This window comes from Ercella succinigenes (assembly GCF_900002895.1).
This window is the reverse complement of the sequence record NZ_CDHP01000023.1, coordinates 17,365-36,565: the sequence shown is the minus strand read 5'-3', so window position 1 is coordinate 36,565 and position 19,201 is coordinate 17,365. Positions and strand designations below refer to the sequence as shown.

Annotated in this window: 16 protein-coding genes, 1 tRNA gene and 2 pseudogenes; 7 read left to right on the top strand and 12 right to left on the bottom strand. The window is 39.2% G+C overall.

Annotation, left to right across the window (positions count from 1 at the left end; all coding sequences use genetic code 11):
• Positions 1–28: 28 nt before the first annotated feature.
• The 9 genes from AC0KSB_RS06500 to AC0KSB_RS06460 all read right to left on the bottom strand — a co-directional run bounded on the left by AC0KSB_RS06500 (position 29) and on the right by AC0KSB_RS06460 (position 9,673).
• Entirely contained in the window at positions 29–1,291 is a 1,263-nt protein-coding gene (locus AC0KSB_RS06500; protein WP_472307498.1) for an aminopeptidase P N-terminal domain-containing protein, read from the bottom strand.
• Positions 1,292–1,441: 150 nt separating this feature from the next.
• Positions 1,442–3,223, bottom strand: coding sequence for an acetyl-CoA carboxylase carboxyltransferase subunit alpha (locus AC0KSB_RS06495; protein WP_472307496.1), 1,782 nt, complete (start codon positions 3,221–3,223; stop codon positions 1,442–1,444).
• Positions 3,224–3,226: 3 nt separating this feature from the next.
• A complete protein-coding gene (locus tag AC0KSB_RS06490; protein ID WP_472307494.1) occupies positions 3,227–4,606 on the bottom strand; it encodes an acetyl-CoA carboxylase biotin carboxylase subunit in 1,380 nt (459 codons plus the stop codon).
• Between the two features lie 17 nt (positions 4,607–4,623).
• On the bottom strand, positions 4,624–5,046 hold the full coding sequence (gene fabZ, locus AC0KSB_RS06485) for a 3-hydroxyacyl-ACP dehydratase FabZ (RefSeq protein WP_472307596.1): 423 nt from the start codon (positions 5,044–5,046) through the stop codon (positions 4,624–4,626).
• Between the two features lie 44 nt (positions 5,047–5,090).
• Positions 5,091–5,606 carry an acetyl-CoA carboxylase biotin carboxyl carrier protein gene (gene accB / locus AC0KSB_RS06480; protein ID WP_472307492.1) on the bottom strand — a complete coding sequence of 172 codons (516 nt, stop codon included), beginning with the start codon at positions 5,604–5,606 and terminating at the stop codon, positions 5,091–5,093.
• The gene (gene fabF / locus AC0KSB_RS06475) at positions 5,606–6,889 is read right to left on the bottom strand and encodes a beta-ketoacyl-ACP synthase II (protein ID WP_472307490.1); all 1,284 of its coding nucleotides are present in this window, start codon (positions 6,887–6,889) and stop codon (positions 5,606–5,608) included. The genes accB and fabF overlap by 1 nt, the downstream gene beginning before the upstream one ends.
• 81 nt (positions 6,890–6,970) lie before the next feature.
• Entirely contained in the window at positions 6,971–7,705 is a 735-nt protein-coding gene (gene fabG, locus AC0KSB_RS06470) for a 3-oxoacyl-[acyl-carrier-protein] reductase (protein WP_472307488.1), read from the bottom strand.
• A 1-nt stretch (position 7,706) separates the two neighbouring features.
• Positions 7,707–8,645, bottom strand: a complete 939-nt coding sequence (gene fabK, locus AC0KSB_RS06465) for an enoyl-[acyl-carrier-protein] reductase FabK (protein ID WP_472307486.1) — start codon at positions 8,643–8,645, stop codon at positions 7,707–7,709.
• 23 nt (positions 8,646–8,668) lie between these two features.
• A complete protein-coding gene (locus tag AC0KSB_RS06460; protein WP_472307484.1) occupies positions 8,669–9,673 on the bottom strand; it encodes a beta-ketoacyl-ACP synthase III in 1,005 nt (334 codons plus the stop codon).
• A gap of 169 nt (positions 9,674–9,842) precedes the next feature.
• Here AC0KSB_RS06460 and fabD point away from each other — a divergent pair, with 169 nt between their 5' ends.
• The 5 genes from fabD (at position 9,843) to AC0KSB_RS06435 (ending at position 15,684) form a co-directional block, all read left to right on the top strand.
• Positions 9,843–10,769 (top strand): ACP S-malonyltransferase, encoded by a 927-nt coding sequence (fabD, locus tag AC0KSB_RS06455; protein ID WP_472307482.1) that lies wholly within the window; start codon positions 9,843–9,845, stop codon positions 10,767–10,769.
• Between the two features lie 162 nt (positions 10,770–10,931).
• Positions 10,932–12,071 (top strand): aminopeptidase, encoded by a 1,140-nt coding sequence (locus AC0KSB_RS06450; RefSeq protein WP_472307480.1) that lies wholly within the window; start codon positions 10,932–10,934, stop codon positions 12,069–12,071.
• Positions 12,072–12,074: 3 nt separating this feature from the next.
• On the top strand, positions 12,075–13,622 hold the full coding sequence (locus AC0KSB_RS06445; protein ID WP_472307478.1) for a hypothetical protein: 1,548 nt from the start codon (positions 12,075–12,077) through the stop codon (positions 13,620–13,622).
• Positions 13,623–13,670: 48 nt separating this feature from the next.
• Entirely contained in the window at positions 13,671–14,966 is a 1,296-nt protein-coding gene (locus AC0KSB_RS06440; protein WP_472307476.1) for a hypothetical protein, read from the top strand.
• Between the two features lie 626 nt (positions 14,967–15,592).
• Positions 15,593–15,684 (top strand) — tRNA-Ser (locus AC0KSB_RS06435).
• A 78-nt stretch (positions 15,685–15,762) separates the two neighbouring features.
• On the opposite strand, the gene AC0KSB_RS06430 is transcribed toward AC0KSB_RS06435, so the two are convergent.
• Complete coding sequence (locus tag AC0KSB_RS06430) at positions 15,763–15,999, bottom strand: DUF4368 domain-containing protein (RefSeq protein WP_472307594.1); 237 nt, start codon at positions 15,997–15,999, stop codon at positions 15,763–15,765.
• 32 nt (positions 16,000–16,031) lie between these two features.
• A pseudogene (locus AC0KSB_RS06425) lies at positions 16,032–17,044 on the bottom strand (IS3 family transposase).
• Positions 17,045–17,314: 270 nt separating this feature from the next.
• Between AC0KSB_RS06425 and AC0KSB_RS06420 the strand changes: the two are divergent.
• Positions 17,315–17,533: pseudogene (locus AC0KSB_RS06420) on the top strand (IS256 family transposase); the annotation flags it as partial.
• Here the strand turns inward: AC0KSB_RS06420 and AC0KSB_RS06415 are convergent.
• Positions 17,530–18,021 (bottom strand): cysteine hydrolase family protein, encoded by a 492-nt coding sequence (locus AC0KSB_RS06415; protein WP_472307474.1) that lies wholly within the window; start codon positions 18,019–18,021, stop codon positions 17,530–17,532. The pseudogene AC0KSB_RS06420 and the gene AC0KSB_RS06415 sit on opposite strands and share 4 nt — an antisense overlap.
• A gap of 117 nt (positions 18,022–18,138) precedes the next feature.
• Between AC0KSB_RS06415 and AC0KSB_RS06410 the strand changes: the two genes are divergently transcribed.
• On the top strand, positions 18,139–19,071 hold the full coding sequence (locus AC0KSB_RS06410) for a helix-turn-helix transcriptional regulator (RefSeq protein WP_472307472.1): 933 nt from the start codon (positions 18,139–18,141) through the stop codon (positions 19,069–19,071).
• Positions 19,072–19,201 lie beyond the last annotated feature (130 nt).

Genomic DNA, 19,201 nt, shown 5'->3' with positions numbered 1-19,201 from the left:
TGGCAATATGGCAAAGCAGTTAAGTAATCTATGGCTGTGAGATTGCCATCAATTTTTCAATTTCATATGCTTCTCTCGGGATGGCTGCAGACAGAAGACTGCAGCCATCTTCTGTTACCAGTACATCGTCTTCAATTCTGATACCAATACCCCACTGAGTCACATATACTCCCGGCTCGACAGTAATTACCATTCCAGGCTGCAAAACAGCTTCTCTATGGCATATATCATGAACATCAAGCCCAAGATGATGCGATACACTGTGCCAGAAATAATCACCTGTTTTTGATGGATCTTCTTCAATCAGATGAAGCTTCCTGAGTCCATTATAAGCCGTTTTACGACAGGCCTGATTTATGTCGGTTATTTTTATACCAGGCTTAATCATAGAAAAGGCGGTTTCCTGACAAGCCCTAACAATATTATAGATTTTAAGCTGTTTTTCAGAGAATTTACCATTTGCCGGGAAAACTCTCGAGATATCTGCACACAGGTTACACGCTACGGCTCCGACATCCACCTGTACAAGATCACCGTCATTTATTTTTCCATAAGGTTGCATATGATGAAGGCACAAGGCATTTTCACCTGCAGCGACAATAGGTGGAAAAGCTGGTTGAAGACATCCTGACTGGCTAAGAACATGATTAAACTCGCTCCAGAGATGATATTCAGAAAGCCCTGGTCTTAGTTGACTAATCATTGCCTTAATGCCATCACCTGTTAATTCCGCAGCAGCTTTTATTAATTCTATTTCTTCAGGTTTTTTTATCATTCTCAGCTGAATCAAAAGTGGAGACAGATCCGACAATATATTTATTTTGCGTTGACGGCTTAGTAATTCGATTATTTTTTTCTGCAAAGATAAAGCCTGTTGATTTTTTGCCGTTTTATCAACCCATACTCTTTGTATTGCAAAAGTTTCAAACATATCTGCCAGTATACCTTCTAATGAATCAAGGTAAATTACTTCGTCAACGCCAGAAAGATTTGCCGCTTCCTGCCGACTTAATCTTTTACCGTTCCATCGTTCATACATTAAATCATCAGGAGAAATAAAAAGAATAGCTCTGTTTTTATCCTTGCTTCTGCACAATAGCAAAATAGATTTTTCCTGCTCAACTCCGCTCAGATAAAAAAAAGAACGATCTGCAAAATGATCATATTTCTGATCTGCTGTTTTTTCCGGAGGTTGCCCGGCACATAGTATAGCCAAAGATCCATCATGCATCAGATCACATATTTCCTGCCTGTTTTTCTTGAAATAAGATGTAGGCAAATTATTATTCATTTATATGCACCTCATTATTTTTTGGGTAAAAGTATTAATATAATAATCTTTTTTTATAAAAAACACAGCCTTTTCGCCGGCTGTGTTTTTGTATTTGTTATAGTAATTGTATACTATAGTGAATCGAGTGTATAGTTAATAAAACAAAGCTTATTCTTGGAATTTACCAATTTTCCTGATTTTCTTATATCTATTATCAAGTCTCTCGGCAGGTGACAATGCAAGTTGTCTATCGACTGAATCCACAAGCCAAGCCTTAAGTGCAGATGCAGTCTGCGAGTGATTTATATGTGCACCTTCTTCAGGTTCTGGAATCATAGCATCACAAATGCCTAGCTCAATGAGATCCTCAGCCGTTATTTTAAGTACATCGGCAGCTTCGCTTTCTCTGGCAGGATCTTTCCAGAGCAAAGAAGCAAAACCGCGTGGTGAAATAACCGAGTACAAGGAATTTGACAGCATTGCCAATTCATCACCAACACCAATAGCTAAAGCTCCTCCACTGCCTCCTTCGCCGGTAACAACGATAAGAACAGGTGTATTGAGCTGCATTATTTCCATCAGATTACGGGCAATAGCTTCTCCCTGACCTCTTTCCTCGGCAGCTACACCACAATAAGCACCTGAAGTATCTACCAGACATATTACCGGCCGGCCAAATTTTTCAGCTTGCTTCATCAAGCGCAAAGCCTTGCGATACCCCTCCGGATGTGGCATACCAAAATGAGCATGTGAATTTTCTTCAATAGTATGACCTTTACGGTGTCCCACAATTGTTACAGGTTGACCATTAAGCCGCCCTATACCAGCCCACATCGCCGGATCATCCTTGAAAAGCCTGTCACCATGCAATTCAATAACATCTTCAAATATCAGAGGCAAATAATCTGTAATAACAGGTCTGTTTTTATGCCTGATGAGATTTAAGCGTTCAGAAGCTTTAAGCTGATTAGGTATCAGATCTTGCTTATACTTATCAGAAGCAGCACTCTTTTTATGCACTTTGAGCTTACGAGGATTATGAAGACTAAGAAGTTCAGCAAGTTTTTCTTTCATCTGACTTCTTTTAACAATCAAATCGAGAAAGCCATGCTCCAGCAAAAATTCAGCACGCTGAAACCCTTCAGGCAAATCCTCGGCAATAGTACCCTCAATAACCCTTCTGCCGGCAAAACCTATAAGAGTGCCAGGTTCAGAGATAATAATATCACCTAAGCTTGCAAAACTGGCTGTAACACCACCTGTTGTCGGATCAGTCAGTACAGAAATATACAACAATCCCGCCTGATTGAATTTGCCTACGGCAGCTGATGTTTTTGCCATCTGCATCAGCGAAACAATACCTTCCTGCATACGTGCTCCACCTGATACGGTAAAACAGATTACAGGCAATTTTAATTCAATACCACGCTCAAACAATCTTGCAATCTTTTCACCAACAACTGAACCCATTGATCCCATCATGAACCTTCCGTCCATGACAGCAAGCAAACAGCTATTGCCATTTATTTTGCCTTTTCCTGTTATAACGGCATCATTTAGAGATGTTTTTTCTTTAAGACCTGCCAATTTTTCCGGGTAACCGGCAAATTCAATCGGATTCAAACTGGTCATATTTTCATCAAACGGTTCAAAACTGTCTTTATCGCAAATTAAATCTATTCTTTCTTTACTATCAAGTCTGTAGTGATATCCACAGATGGTACAAACACTTGCAGCACGCTTAAAATCATCACGAAACATCACACCGTTGCACTCAGGACAACGGAGCCATAGATCATCTGGAACAGGATTCTGATACGTATACACCGCACTGGCATCTTTTTGTCCATTTGCTTGATCTTTTTCCTGCTGTTTTTGCATGATGAGGTCATTTTGCCGGCTGTCCTGATCCAATCTGTCTCTCATTTGTTTTAATACTTCAACAACCATTTTTTATCCCTCCTGTTTGTAAGGGTTCATCTGACCTAAAAAAGCATCTGTTTTAAGTCCAAGATATCCAATATTATATTTTCCTGCTATAAAATCAGGATCTCTCAGAATCGCCAGATGAAAATCAATATTAGTTTCAATACCACTGATCAGAAATTCCATCAGAGCCCTGCGCATTCTTGCTATCGCTTCTGTACGAGTCGGTGCATGCACAATTAATTTTGCCAGTAAAGAATCATAATATGGAGGCACTGTATACCCCTGATATAATGATCCGTCTACTCTGACACCAGGCCCTCCGGGCAAATGCAGGCTCTTTATTGTTCCTGGACAAGGACGGAAATTATGCATAGGGTCTTCTGCGTTTATGCGGCACTCAATAGAATGTCCCTGAAACTTGATTTCTTTTTGCTTTAGTTTGAGTTTTTCACCGGCAGCTGATCTTATTTGTTCCTGTATAAGATTGACACCTGTGATTGCCTCACTAACCGGATGTTCTACCTGAATTCTGGTATTCATTTCCATAAAGTAAAAATTATGATCAGCATCAACCAGAAATTCAATCGTTCCCACACCTGTATAATTCGCATGTTTTGCCAGTTTAACGGCAGCTTTACCCATTTTTTCCCGCAGCTCATCATTGGTAAAAGGAGACTGTGCTTCTTCAAGGATTTTCTGATTGCGGCGCTGAATTGAACAATCACGTTCTCCCAGATGGATCACATTGCCATGTTCATCGGCTAATAACTGAATCTCAATATGATGAGGATCTCTTACAAATTTCTCCATGTAAACACGATCATCCCCAAAACAAGCCTGGGCTTCAGCTTTTGCAGTCTGAAAAGAACCTGGCAGATCGGCCGCTGTCATGGCAATTCTCATACCTCTGCCACCACCGCCTGAAGATGCTTTGATCATAACGGGATAGCCAATCTCATCAGCTGCACGCATGGCATCCGGCAATGAAGACACTATGTCAGGTGTTCCGGGAACAACAGGCACACCTGCCTCAACGGCAGTTTTTCGAGCCTGGGCTTTATCACCCATTTTTTCAATTATTTTATCCGACGGACCTATAAATTTGATCTGACATTTACTGCACATCCTTGCAAAGGCAGCATTTTCAGATAAAAACCCAAATCCCGGATGTATTGCCTGGGCACCTGTAATCGTACAGGCAGTAAGTATTGCCTGGGCATTAAGATAGCTATCTTTTGCAGCTGCCGGACCTATGCAAAGACATTCGTCAGCCAATTGTGTGTGCAAAGCCGTTTTATCAGCCTCAGAACATACAGCCACTGTTCTAATACCCATGTCTCTACATGCTCTTATTATTGTTACAGCAATTTCGCCGCGGTTAGCAATCAGTATTTTATCGAACATGGTTCCTCCGCTTATAATTATTTTTCTATTGCAAACATTATATCTGCACTTACTGCCAGTTCATCTTCCATAAAAGCTTTTACCGTCGCAAAACCAATATTACTACGCATTTTTGTTAATTTTGCCTCTAGTCTCAACGTATTTCCAGGTTTTATGATTTTTTTGAATCTGGCTTTATCTATACCGGCAAAATAAGCTATTTTGCCTCTGAATTCTTCTCTTTGCAAAACACATATCGCACCTGCCTGTGCCAAGGCTTCAATTATCAAAACTCCAGGCATAACTGGTTTTTGGGGAAAATGACCGCGAAAAAAATCTTCCTCTCCAGTAATAAAAGAATAAGCAACTATGCTATTTTCATCAATTGACTCAACTGCATCAACCAGAAGAAAAGGATCTCTATGTGGTATTATTTTTTTTATTTCTTCTCGATCAAGCAGGTATTTTTTTTCTGACATATTTCCCTCCAGATTTACAACCACTATCAGATTATTCTGAAAAGAGGCTGACCAAACTCTACACGTTGTCCGTTTTCAACATAAATATCGGCTACTTCACCATCAACGGAGCTCGTTACTTCATTCATCAACTTCATTGCTTCAATTATGCACAGTGTATTTCCTGACTCTACCTTACTTCCAACCTGAATGAAGGGATCACTATCAGGAGAGGGGGCACTGTAATAAACGCCTACGACCGGAGATTTAATAATTTCACCAGCCACTTCCTCATCCTCTGCTTCCTGCTGATTATCACCGGAAGAATCAGGCAGAGTTTTGCCTGCAGTATCTTTTGATGTCGGACTTTTGATGATTTCGCTGGCTTTATTATTTTGACTTTCTTTCAAATAATCAATCGGCATAATATTTTCAGCCGACTCTGCAATCATCTCAGCCTTGCGCTCCAGATGAATTTTACTGCCACAATTATCCCAATCTAAAACAGATACTCCTGTTCTAGCCATAGTTTCCATTAATTCTTTAACATCTTGCAAATTCATCAGGAATCCTCCCATTTCTTAATACATAGTGTTCCGTTATGTCCGCCAAAGCCAAGAGAATTGCTAATCGCTGTTTTTATATCTGCAGCTCTGGACTTCAAAGGCACATAGTCGAGATCACATTCTGGATCAGGTTCTTCCAGACCAATTGTAGGCGGAACCACACCATCTCTTAATGCCAATGCCGAATATATGAGTTCAACAGCACCAGCAGCGCCAAGCAAATGACCAGTCATTGATTTTGTAGAGCTTATAAGTACCTTTTGAGCATGCTCACCCAAAGCTATTTTAATTGCTGAAGTTTCATATTTATCATTCAAAGGAGTCCCTGTTCCATGTGCATTAATATAATCCAGCTGGGCTGCACCAAGTCCTGCTTCTTGAATAGCAAGCATCATTGCCATTGCAGCACCTTTACCTTCAGGATCAGGACTGGTTATATGATAGGCATCGGCAGTAGAACCATAACCTGAAATTTCACAGATTATATTAGCTTTACGGGCAATAGCAGCATCCAGTTCTTCAAGAACAACAATCCCTGCACCTTCAGCTATGACAAAGCCGCCTCTGCGCTTATCGAAAGGCAAAGATGCAGCAGCAGGGTCAGTTGCTTTTGTCAGAGCTGTCATATTATTAAATCCACCCAAAGCAATTGGTGTGATCGGGGCTTCGGCACCACCTGCTATGCAAGCATCCATATGACCATATTTTATCGCTCTAAAAGCTTCACCTATAGCATGTGTACCTGATGCGCAAGCAGTTGTCACACAATAATTAGAACCTTTGGTACCATATATCATAGAAACTTTGCCGGAAGCCATATTAGATATCATCATCGGAATAAACAAGGGAGAAATTCTTTTAGGTCCCTTCTCATGCAATTTGGCAAACTCAACAGATAAAGTTTCAAGACCACCAACACCGCTTCCGATAATAGTGCCTATGCGTTCCGCACCATACATATCCATTTTTAGTCCACTTTGCTCCATTGCTTCAACAGCAGCGGCAACAGCAAACTGACAATATCTGTCCATTCTTCTTGCTTCTTTGCGATCCATAAAATTTAAAGGATCGAAATTTTTAACCTGAGCCGCCACGCTGACTTCCTGCTCTGTAAGGTCTATGTTTTCAATATCGCTAATACCGCATTTACCTGCTTTGACTGCGTCCCAGTTCTGATTGCAATCAAGACCAAGCGAAGTCATCATCCCCATACCCGTGATAACCACCCTGCGGCCGGGCATTCCTCGATATGAGATTTCTTTTGAATTTATATCTGTCATGGAATTTTTCCTCCTATAAAAACGCATAGAAAATTTCTGATATATAAGGCAGTTCACTCATTTAAAGGGTAAATATTATATTTATAAAGTGAGACCTCCCGAAATCTCTATAATCTGACCGGTTATATAAGAAGCTTGGGGAGAAGAAAGAAATACCACAGCAGAAGCAATATCCTCAGGAGTTCCCAATCTCTTTAAGGAGATATTCTCCAAAGCCTTTTCTTTTATCTTTTCAGGTAAAACAGAAGTCATATCAGTGTCAATAAAGCCCGGGGCTATTGCATTGACCGTTATATTACGGCTGCCAACTTCTTTAGACAAAGTTTTGGTCAAACCAATAACGCCTGCTTTCGATGCTGAATAATTCAATTGCCCTGCATTGCCATATAAACCTGCTACCGAAGTTATATTAATAATTCTGCCGGCTCTTGATTTTACCATATCCGAAAGAACTGCTCTTGACATAATAAATGTACCTGTCAAATTTGCGTCAATAACCTGCGTGAATTGCTCAGTTTTCATTCTCATTGCAAGACCATCTTTGGTAATGCCTGCATTGTTAACTAAAACATTTATTGATCCCAGGGCTTCCTGTGCCTGCTTTACAAGATTGAGGCAATCTTCTTCTACTGAAACATCTGCTTTTACCGCAATAGCCTTAACACCCTTTGATTTACATTTGTCTGCAATTTCCAGAGCCTTTTGCTCAGACCCTAGATAGGATAAAGCAACATTGTATCCTGCGTCTGCCATTGCCAAAGCTATTGCAGCGCCAATTCCACGTGATCCACCTGTTACTATCGCTGTCTGTGTCATCTCAAAACCTCCCTGATCCGGCAAGCAATTCCTCTGCCTGACTAAACATCTCTCTGATTATTTCAGCCGCCGGCTGGCTTTGACGAACAAGTCCTGCTGATTGGCCTGCCATAAATGAACCTTCATCTTTGCAGCCTTCCTGAACAGCTTTTCTCAAAGAACCGACTGTAATTTCTTCCAGTTCTTCAAAGGATGCGCCTTTTTTCTCCATTTCAATCAATGTTCTTGATAATTTGTTTTTTAAAGCTCTCACAGGATGTCCACCGCTTCTTCCGGTTACCTGTGTATCTATATCTCTTGCCTTAAGAACCATTTGCTTATAATGCTCATGAATCATACACTCATCTGATACAAGAAATCTGGTTCCTACCTGCACAGCATCTGCTCCAAGCATCATGGCTGCCGCTATACCGCGTCCATCTGCTATTCCTCCTGCTGCAATTACAGGTATTTCGATTGCATCAACAATTTGTGGTACCAGAACCATGGTAGTCAGATCACCTATATGCCCTCCGGCTTCCGTACCTTCAGCCACAACAGCATCTGCTCCCAGATTTTGCATTCTTTTGGCATATGCCACAGATGCAACAACCGGAACTACCGTAATTCCCGCTTGTTTCCAATTATCGATAAATTTACCAGGTGATCCTGCCCCGGTTGTTACCACCGGAACCTTCTCATCAATAACAACCTGTGCCAGATCAGCAGCAAAAGGGCTCATCAGCATTATATTTACACCAAAAGGCTTATCTGTTAGTTTTCTAATTTTTTCAATTTCTTCACGTAGAAGGTCAGGGGGCATAGACCCACCGGCAATCAAGCCAAGTCCTCCGCCATTTGAAACAGCAGCGGCCAGATTCGCTTCCGCTACCCAAGCCATACCGCCTTGAATAATAGGATATTCAATACTAAACAAATTACAGATTTTATTATTCTTCATATAATACCTCACAAAAAATTATATTAATATCTTAAAACAGCCGCACCGTAAGTAAGTCCGGCACCAAAGCCACAAATCGCAAATAAATCGCCTCTGTTTATTATATTGGCTTTAACCAGTTCGTCAAAACATATCGGTATACTAGCCGATGAGGTATTGCCATAAGCAGAAACACGAGAAATCATTTGTTCAGGTTTTGCTTTTAATCTTCTTGCAGATGCATCCACTATCCTGGAATTCGCCTGATGCGGAATAATATATTTAAGATCCGAAAGACTCAGCCCTGCTTTTTTCACAGCTGCATTAATTGAATCCGTCATTGCAGATACGGCAAATCTGTATACCTCATGCCCATCCATACTTAAATAATGATCTTTAACATCGCCAAAACGATCCGGCCATACCTTATCTTGAGCAATAAAAGGATGTTTTATTTGCAAAGCATGACTGACAAGATATTTCCCGCCTTCTCCCTTTGTGCCAAGGCAGCTAGCCAGCATTGCACTATTATCTTTTTCATCGCCACGTGTTAAAACAACTGCACTTGCGCCATCTCCAAAAAGCACGCAAGTTCCACGATCACTATAATCCGTAACTTTACTTACATTTTCAGAACTTACCACCATCACGGTATTTATATCATCAGAATTAAGATACCTGGCAGCAAGATCAATTGCATAGACAAACCCAGTACATGCTGCATTAAGATCAAAACAAAAAGCTCTCGAAGCACCTATTTCCTCCTGGACAATTGAAGAAACCGAAGGAAAAAAATAATCAGGAGTCGTCGTTGTAGTAACTATCATATCAAGGTCATTCGCTAGTATACCGGCTGCTTCAATCGCCTCTTTAGCAGCTTGTGCAGCCATATACCATGTTGGTTCACCTGATGATAAGTGCCGCTCCGAAATACCTGTTCTTGATGTAATCCATTCGTCATTTGTATCCACAATTTCTGATAACATATTATTTGTGACGACCAGTTCCGGTAAATAGGTGCCGGTACCAATAGTCTTTATTTTAAGCATTTATTCCTCCAAATGAAATCTGCATAACATAAAATTAAGCGAGATTGATTTTTTTTTCAGATTCAGTTAATCTATTTATAATCTTTAGAAACTCAAATATTTTGATAGTCAAAATATATACTAATGATAAATCTTTACCATCTTAATGTCAAGAAGGAGGGTTCTTGTTATGAACGCATATCTTTTTTCCGGTCAGGGCTCACAAAAAGAAAAAATGGGGTTTGATATTTACAATAATTTCTCTGCGGCAGCAAAAATATATGAACAGGCACATGATTTTACCGGTTTAGATATTTTGAACCTAAACGAAGAACAGCTCAAGCAAACACGTTTTGCCCAGCTGGCAATAGTAGTGATGAGTTTGGCTTCTTGGTCGGCCTGGCAGGAAAATCTAAATGTTGAAAACACTGATTTAACTGTAGAGAAATCAGCATTTGCCGGATTTTCTCTGGGAGAATACAGCGCGCTGGCAGCTGCTGGTGTTATCGGACTAAAAGATTTACTGGAACTGGTAAGTATAAGATCAGAATTGATGCAAAAAGCTTCTTCCGAAAATCCAGGAGCAATGTATGCAATACTTGGTCTTGATTTTGAAAAAATAGAGGAATTGCTGCAAAAGCCTGAATTTAAAAATCAAGTCTTCCCGGTGAACTATAATTGCCCAGGGCAGCTTGTAATATCAGGATTAAAGGAAGCGGCCGAAAATGCAGCTTCTGCTTTAAAATCGGCCGGAGCCAAAAGATGCCTGCCACTAAATGTCAGTGGTGCTTTTCATACCGTTTTTATGAATTCAGCAGCGCAGGAACTAAAAAAACATACTGCCGGGATAACTTTTGCCAAGGCAAAAGGAAAAGTATTCAGTAATATTGACGGCAAACTCATAGATCAGGATATAGACTGGTCTGAGTACTTAAGCAAGCATCTTTGCAGTCCCGTAAAATGGACGCAGGAGATTGCAAATATGAATAATAGTGGTTATGACAAATTTCTGGAAATGGGCTATGGTAAAGTTCTTACAGGTATGGTCAAAAAAATCGACAGGAATCTTACTGTTATGCCTGTTCAGGATAAAGAAACCCTGGAAGCGGCAATATAATGTAAGCAAACAGATTCTCTTAACTATAATTCTCTGTGATATAATGCCTGTATATATTTGAAGAAAATATATACGGGCATTATTGATTAAAAAGCTAAAAATATGAAGAGTTGTATTTTTAGGTTCAAATTAAAAGAACATTCTTATTTATCGGAGGCGAATATGAGAGATCAAAGGCTGGATACACTTGCTTGTCTGATGCTGGATCATTCACTGCAAATCAAAAAAGGAGAATCCTTCTGTATCAGTGCTGATATTAATTCGGTAGCACTTGTCAAGGCAATACTTCGTGAAGCAAGGAAACGCGGAGCACTGGCAACAGTCAAGCTTACTGATCAAGAAATCAACAGACATATTATGGAGATGTACGATCCCGAAGATCAAGGAATCACAGAAGCTTTTTTGAAATCAAGGGCAGATCTGGGAATTAAGGAATTTGAAAATCTAAAGGGAGAAATAATAATAAGAGCTTATCAGAATGATCAGGAATTATCTGGGATAGCTCCCGCAGTTATGCAGATGCAGTCCAAAATGATTAAGCCTTTTCGTGATCTGGTCGTAAATCACAGAAAATGGGTACTCTTTGAATATCCTACCGCTGCTCAGGCTCAACGCGCGGGAATGTCAGTTGACAATTATTATGATTTTGTAATAGAAGCTGCTTCTATTGATTATATTGCTATGAGAAAACACATAGAACCACTAAAGCAGCTGATGGAAAAAACAAAACATGTTCATATTACAGGATCTGAAACTAATTTGCATTTTGATATTACCAACATACCTGTTATCCCCTGCTGCGGTGAAGCGAATCTGCCTGATGGAGAATGTTTTACTGCTCCTGTAAAGGAATCTGTAGAAGGTGAGATAAAATTTAATACACCTTCTATTTACTGGGGAACAAGGTTTGAAAACATACGGTTTAAGTTCAAGCAGGGCAAAATTATTGAAGCAGAAGCAGGTAATGATACAGACAAGCTTAATCAGATTCTGGATAGTGACGAAGGCGCACGTTATATAGGAGAATTTTCATTAGGCTTTCATCCTTTGATTAAAGAACCATTTTGCAATACTCTTTTTGATGAAAAAATAAACGGCTCCTTCCATTTTACACCGGGATCAAGTTATGACGAAGCTCCTAACGGCAATACGTCTACCATTCATTGGGATCTTGTTCAGATTCAAAGACCTGAATACGGCGGCGGCGCCATTTATTTTGATGGCAAACTAATTCGCGAAGATGGATTGTTTATTCCGGAAAATCTGCAGCCTTTGAACCATGCCGGAATTATAGGAGGGTAATCTATGTTTTTTTTATTAAATCTTTATTTTTTTGATTTGCATCTGCTACACTGGCTGGTTTCGCTAATAATTCCTGCAATCATTCTAATAACAAGCATTACTTATATTTTTATTAATAGAAAGCTGGTAAAAAAATCGATATCAGCACTCAACTCCCTGTCTTTTGATATAGACAATATTGAAGGCTTTAACATCAAGAATATCATTCTTTTCAATAATGTTTTTGAAGATTGTGAAGATTCAAGATTAACAGATGCCTGGTATAAGTTGACAAAGGAAAGCGAAGAACTGTATCAAGGTAAATGGCTGCCTGATCTGTCCAATCAGCTCCGATTCGAAAAAATTTATCCCGGAGCAGGTAAAAACAGTCTCAGTTCAAGACCAGCGGCGGCTGTTTTTAGCTGTGGTCTTCTCTGTGCCGTTATTGCAGCTTTATTGCAGCAACAAATACCTGTGAATAATGCCCAGTTCGCTTTCGGACTTATCTGGATTCCTCCAATAACAGGTTTGGCATCTGGAATTTTTCTAATAGCACAGTCTACTACTTTTGCCAAAATACTGCGTGAAGAGCTTAAGGATTTATGTCAGAGCATAGGCAGACATGTACCCGTTTTTAATGATCAGACCGGAATCGCCCTGATGGTTGATCAGATGATGCATCATGACTTCGAAATGAAAAATACGCTCAATGAATTTAACAGTACTGTAAGCCGACTTGCAGAAAGTGATATGGCAGAAGGAATAAGGCGCAGTGTTGAGCAGGTTCTCCTGGAGTCTGTCGCACCTCCAATTCAAAAATCCGCAGCGACTTTATCAGATCTTGCACAAGAGCTTACTAAACGGCAAGAGCAGGGAATGCATCAACTGGCTACTCAATTTTCTCAGTCTCTGGTTGAAAATATGCAGATATATCTTGGTCCGGTCAACCAGGAGTTAACTCGTATGACTTCCCTGATGACCGATGTCAAAAATTATATTGATTATGCTATGAAAGCTCTCGAAACTGTAAGAGAACAAAGCACAACAGTTCTTAACGATTCACGTGATGCCATGCATTTAGTTGCGCAGTCAAGAGAAGATTTAAGTGATGATTTTGCCGTATTCAGCGAACAGCTCAGGCTGCTTACACAAACCAGCGGCAAGCTTGCAGAACTCCAAAGTGGTCATGAAACCTCTCTTTCTGAAACACTGGAACAGCTAAAAAACAAGCTGGATCAACATAGTGAAAATCTGCAAAACAGCCTTCAGGAATCAGCCAAAACACTTACTCTTGCAGACAATCTAACAGAACAGCAAAAACTGACAACTATGGAAATTCTAAAACAACTGCAGGGACAACAGGCTGATCTGACAGCAATCAGCGAAGGACTGCATAAACAAATTGATAATTTCACATCATCATCGGATCAGTATGTTAAACAGACTCTGCAAAGCTTTGATCAGGGACTAGCCGAATTTGTTGAAAGACTTAGCTACACAGCAGTTGAAATCAAAGATGCCGTAGATGCATTGCCTGGCGCATTAAGACAAAGTCCTGATTTTAATAATTAAAGTTTTACTATAAATGATAAAATCTATTCAATAGTAATGAGGTAGGAAATGAAAGCGGTAAAAGCAAATGCCAGAATGGAAAAAGCATTGATAACGGTAAGAGGTTTACTTCCCTTGCCTGTTGAATACAATGCAGATATAGACGATGAAAAATGCAAACTTTTTTTAGCTCGTCTTTCAGAGCCGGAAACTTCTGCAGAAGTTATTGAAATGGCACATTCTCTACGTGGCAGTGAGTTAAAATATATTTTCCCTTCTTTTACCTGCGAAGAATCAAATACAAATAGCAAAAGGCTACAAGATAGATTATTTCTCATCATAAGAGAAAGAGCCTGCAGCTCAATGTATAATTATGCCTGGCTATTTTTCCAAAGCAACCCTGACAATGCAGCACTGCAAAAAGCACTCTCATTGTTATGCAGCATTCTGGAAATCAAAAGAGAAACACCAAAAGAATTCACTGTAACCAACCTTATCACTCCAGTTGAAAATACCGCTGAAAAACAGTCTACAGGAACATTGCCCCTAATAAGTAATCTGGCGTCGCCCGCACACAGGCAATTTATAAAAAGACTCAGTATAGTGCTTGCAGAAAGAAGATACGAGTTAAAATCTTTTTTTGCTGAATACGGAATTCTGCCGAATTCGGCACTGGCGGCAAATCTTGTAAGTCAGAGTTTCCTGAACAGGCAGCATTACACAAGTAAAGACAAGTCACTGTTCAGAAGTTCCCTGCAATTTGCCAGTGCCCTAACCCAAGGCGAACTAGTACAAAGCCTTCTTTCAGCATGTAATGAATTGTCTCCGGTAGTTTTCCACGAATACTGCCGTATTATTTATCAATCATTCGGAACACCTGAGCAGGGACATGTTATCTGGAATCAGATAAGAGAACAAGAAAAAAGAGTTTACTCTCGCTGGGTTGTCCGTGCTACAATCGGAAGCCACTGCCGCCAGTCTCCCGACAAAGCAAAGTTCTATCTTCGCTATATAGACAGCATAGAGAGATTACAAATATTCAACCAGGAAACTATTCTGCTATTCTTCGACGGCTTTGTCATAGCAGATAACAAAAATGATCTGGATTCAGCAATGTATTACGGCAGATCCTCGGCAAGTGCACACCCCTTCGATCTGGCAGCAGATGATGAAACTCATGATCCAGCAAGTACATCTGTCCCCCATATCACCTGCGAGCAGGCTATCAGACAAAATGATAACAACCAGAATGTAATTCTGTACTATAATCATTTTGAAATAAAAAACACAATCGCCTATATGGATTTTTGCCTGCAAAATAACCGTAGTGCGTTTGATAATATCAAACGCAAATTTTTCAGCTAAGTTGGTGGCTGCTGCAATGTGGCGGTAGTTGTCACTCATATCTGAATAATACGAGCCGCCTGTGAGAAGGCAGACACTCTGAAGAGATGGGGCACCCTGAAGATCAAGTTAAAACGCTTGTAGCGCCTGGTATAACAAGGTTACAGTCTTTACTAAGAAAAGGAATGTGTGGCACCAGGTGCCACACATAGATTACGATAAAATCCCTGATTCTGACTGCAAAGCAGTCATAGTCAGGGATTGTCCTTATATGCGTGTCTGACACTTGTGTCAGACACGCCTTTCACAATATTTGCTCATACCCGCTGGCAATAAGGCTTTTTAGCTTGATTTTCTTTATAGAGTGTCTGACACTTATTATTGACTTTAACTCTTAGTCTCAGATATAATCTGCCTTAGCATTCAGATTTATCTGGTTGCTTGCCAAATCCTGCAATATATATATTTGGAAGCGTATCGAAGTGGTCATAACGAGCCGCACTCGAAACCGAGTTCGATATCTGGAAGCCTAAAACTTCAAACCATTGATATGACTCGCTTTGCTGAGTCGCCTTGACAACTTAATACCCCAAGTTCTCTCCTTTTTCCGAGGGATATCTGAGACCTGATGTTTGGAGATATAACACGGAGAAGTACCCAAGTGGCTGAAGGGTCTGCACTCGAAATGCAGTAGACCGGCTAAACCGGTGCGAGGGTTCAAATCCCTCCTTCTCCGCCACAGCGTTCGCATACTTTTGCTTTGTTGTGCGAACTTAAAACTTAAGAGGTTTTGCCTTGGAGGGCATCGTTTAGGAAACTAGATGATGTCCTCTTTGGCGTCTTCGAGCAGGTTTCCGATGAAGCGATAATTGATGGTGATTTCCTGATGTCGTTTGCCGTTAATCTTCTTGCCTTCACCGATAATGATGTTATCAATCAATTCAACCAGCGTGGCACGATCAAGCTCTTTGATATCCATATACTCACTGATTGTGTCCATCCATCTATCGATATCGCGATTTTCTGTGTGTACTTCGTAATGCTGCTCGCGAATCTTTGGAATGTCAACCCAAAATAAGACAAATATTATTCGGTCACTTTGCTTAAGCGGTATTCAACAGGAGACATGTAATTTAAGGCTGAGTGTATGCGCTTATTGTTAAACCACTTAACATAATCTCTTAATTCATTCTTTAGTTCTGCTAAACTTGAGAAAATTCTATTAAGAGCAAATTCTGTCTTGATAATTTTGTAGCTTGCTTCTGCAATAGCATTATCATACGGACACCCTTTTTTGCTCAAATTAATTAGAGTTCAAGAAAGCTTCATAAACCAGGTTTGCATCCTTTTTTCTCCTGCTGAATATCCTATGATTTCTCTATTAAACAGGTTTATTAACAGGCATATATAATGCCATTTGCCTTTGACATTGACATATGTTAAATCGCTTACTACTATTTCTAAATCTTCTCTATCTTGAAATTCACGGTTGACAATATTTTCTGTCTTTTCTTCATTACATCTACTTTTACTGGTTTTGTATTGTTTTACTGTATAATTTGAAATCAATCGATATTTATTCATTATCTGTTTGATTTTTCTTCTGGATGCTATGATTTTCTTTTTTTTAAGCTCTATTTTGATTTTTCTGGTTCCATAATTATTTTTACTTGCTCTGAATATGGTTATTATTTCGTTTTCCAGCTCGGTATTGCATACTTTTGTCTTTTTTCTATAATAAACCAGACTCCTTGGTATATTTAATACTCTGGACATTGCGCTGATACTGTACTTATTCTTATTTGCCAAAATAATATCTATTTTCGTCCCATTATCAGCGCTGCTTGCTTTAAAATATCATTTTCCATTTGCAGTTGCTTGTTTTCTTTGCGCAGTCTCAAAAGCTCATTTTCTTCTTCTGTACGGTTATCCTTTGCCTTAAATGAACCTGTTTTAGAATAATCATTTGCCCATTTTATAATTGTTGATTTTGCTATTTGGTATTCTTTTGCTATGTCTGTTGTTGATTTTCCATTTTGCTTTAGTGCCACTATTTGTTTCTTGAATTCTTCTGTATAATTCTTTTGTTTTCCTGCCATGTTTTTTCCCTTTTCTTTTCTTTTTATCCGACCGATTGTTTTCTGTCTAATTTATTATAACCCATCCAATCGCTATCAGTAAGGTAATATTCGACGGTCTTATTGCACATCAATACTGGATAAAAAATCTGAATGGCAAACTGAGGGCATTGAATGAAGTATCATTTCCCAAAGAGCAAAAAAATTTATTGCCTAGTGCCTCTATGACAAATTCTAGAAGCTGAAGTTATCTGGGTCGGCACCGACGCACTTTTTTGATTAAGAGAGTTGATGAAATCTATGATCTATGCAACTAATCGGATCGAGAGCTTCCATCGTAGTTTAAGAAAAGTCACAAAAGCCAAGGCCGCTTACCCTTCGGATACGGCCCTACTAAAATCTCTATACCTGGCGATTAAGGATATAACTGGAAAAAGGGGGGGGGTAATTCATGGTTGGAAAAGCTCCTGTGTCAAAATTCTTGTAGTTTCATTTATGGAAAGAACTTAAACTAAGAGGTCATTCAAACAAGTTATTCTACTCCCCTTACTTTCGTAATAAAATATCATTTCTTCAATTTTTCTTTTATCATAACTAGTAACACAATCAGATAGGACATTAACACTATAATTTGTTTTGCGTAAGTTGTAACAGGTTGATTTAACACAAGCAATAGCATCTGCTCCCGCTATGTAGAAATCACATATTTCATTTTTACTAATAAAAGCTCTAAATTCTTCACAACTTAATGCGTTCCCTTTGTATTTTGTAAAAATGTTTTTTGATACTATTTTCAAGTCTGGAACTAACTCAGATCCACGCGTATTGGGTTTAAAAGTCCTCGTGCCGGCAGATAAATTTTCATGCCTTATATAAATAACATGAATATTGCTATTTACTGCCCAATCAATAGCTTCATTGATATTGCCAATAATCTCCTTGTAATTTTTTGTTATATCATTTTGAATATCGATTATTACTAAAGCTTTTTTCTGCATAGTATTTCCTCCTGATAGGTTGATTTATTTGTTTCTTTATTATACGTTTTTATTGTTGACAACAGTATGTCAACAATCTATAACAGTAACATGTAATTGGGAGAAGGTGGTCATCAGATGAAAGTTGATAGACTTGTTAGCATTATTATGATTCTCCTTGATAAAAAGCGTATAGGAGCACAAGAATTAGCAGATATGTTTGAGGTTTCACCCCGAACAATCTACCGCGACATAGACACTATCAACCTGGCAGGTATTCCTGTTCGCTCAACATCGGGAGTAGGCGGTGGCTTTGAAATCATGCAGAAATACAAGATCGATAGAAAGGTTTTTTCGACTGCCGACCTTTCTGCGATCTTGATGGGACTTTCCAGCCTTTCCAACATGATACGGGGTGATGAACTGGTAAACGCTCTTGCAAAAGTCAAAAGTTTTATCCCTGCCGATAGAGCAAAAGACATTGAAGTAAAAGCAAATCAAATATATGTAGATTTAAGTCCGTGGATGGGAAACCTCCACACACACAAATATTTAGAAATTATCAAAACTGCTTTACAGGAAAGCAAGCTACTTTCATTTGAATATACGGATCGCTACGGTAATACAACTGCACGAACAGCCGAGCCGTATCAGCTTGTATTGAAAAATAGTCATTGGTATTGGCAAGGATATTGTTATAAAAGAAATGATTTTCGCTTGTTTAAATTATCACGCACATTAAACCTACAAATACAAAAAGATTTTTTTATGCCACGGGATTATCAAAAACCACAGTTGGATTTTACTGATATTTTGGCAACCATGCAAACAAGAATCAAAATTCGCATTCATAAATCTATCATGGAAAGAATACTTGATTATTGCTCTTATGAATATTTTTTGCCAAGCGGTGATGATCATTATATTGTTAGCTTTCCTTTCATAGAGAACGAATACTACTATAATATCCTCCTCAGTTTTGGGGATAAATGCGAGTGTTTAGAACCGTTACATGTCCGCACAGAAATGAAGCGTAGAATACATAATCTGGCTACCTTATATGAAAGATAATAGCCACAAGAATCATTATTCATCTGCTTCTCAAAAATATTAAAAAAGAAAAGACATACAGTTTAGTTTTTACTGTAAAATGGACTGTATCAAATAAAAATAAAATCCAAGAGACTCATACGGAGATTGT

What these genes read in the sequence shown, in the direction of transcription:
- AC0KSB_RS06500 (WP_472307498.1), bottom strand. Translation starts at nt 1,291, where the DNA reads ATGAATAATAATTTGCCTACATCTTATTTCAAGAAAAACAGGCAGGAA.
- AC0KSB_RS06495 (WP_472307496.1), bottom strand. Translation starts at nt 3,223, where the DNA reads ATGGTTGTTGAAGTATTAAAACAAATGAGAGACAGATTGGATCAGGAC.
- AC0KSB_RS06490 (WP_472307494.1), bottom strand. Translation starts at nt 4,606, where the DNA reads ATGTTCGATAAAATACTGATTGCTAACCGCGGCGAAATTGCTGTAACA.
- accB (WP_472307492.1), bottom strand. Translation starts at nt 5,606, where the DNA reads ATGAATTTGCAAGATGTTAAAGAATTAATGGAAACTATGGCTAGAACA.
- fabF (WP_472307490.1), bottom strand. Translation starts at nt 6,889, where the DNA reads ATGACAGATATAAATTCAAAAGAAATCTCATATCGAGGAATGCCCGGC.
- fabG (WP_472307488.1), bottom strand. Translation starts at nt 7,705, where the DNA reads ATGACACAGACAGCGATAGTAACAGGTGGATCACGTGGAATTGGCGCT.
- fabK (WP_472307486.1), bottom strand. Translation starts at nt 8,645, where the DNA reads ATGAAGAATAATAAAATCTGTAATTTGTTTAGTATTGAATATCCTATT.
- AC0KSB_RS06460 (WP_472307484.1), bottom strand. Translation starts at nt 9,673, where the DNA reads ATGCTTAAAATAAAGACTATTGGTACCGGCACCTATTTACCGGAACTG.
- fabD (WP_472307482.1), top strand. Translation starts at nt 9,843, where the DNA reads ATGAACGCATATCTTTTTTCCGGTCAGGGCTCACAAAAAGAAAAAATG.
- AC0KSB_RS06450 (WP_472307480.1), top strand. Translation starts at nt 10,932, where the DNA reads ATGAGAGATCAAAGGCTGGATACACTTGCTTGTCTGATGCTGGATCAT.
- AC0KSB_RS06445 (WP_472307478.1), top strand. Translation starts at nt 12,075, where the DNA reads ATGTTTTTTTTATTAAATCTTTATTTTTTTGATTTGCATCTGCTACAC.
- AC0KSB_RS06440 (WP_472307476.1), top strand. Translation starts at nt 13,671, where the DNA reads ATGAAAGCGGTAAAAGCAAATGCCAGAATGGAAAAAGCATTGATAACG.
- AC0KSB_RS06415 (WP_472307474.1), bottom strand. Translation starts at nt 18,021, where the DNA reads ATGCAGAAAAAAGCTTTAGTAATAATCGATATTCAAAATGATATAACA.
- AC0KSB_RS06410 (WP_472307472.1), top strand. Translation starts at nt 18,139, where the DNA reads ATGAAAGTTGATAGACTTGTTAGCATTATTATGATTCTCCTTGATAAA.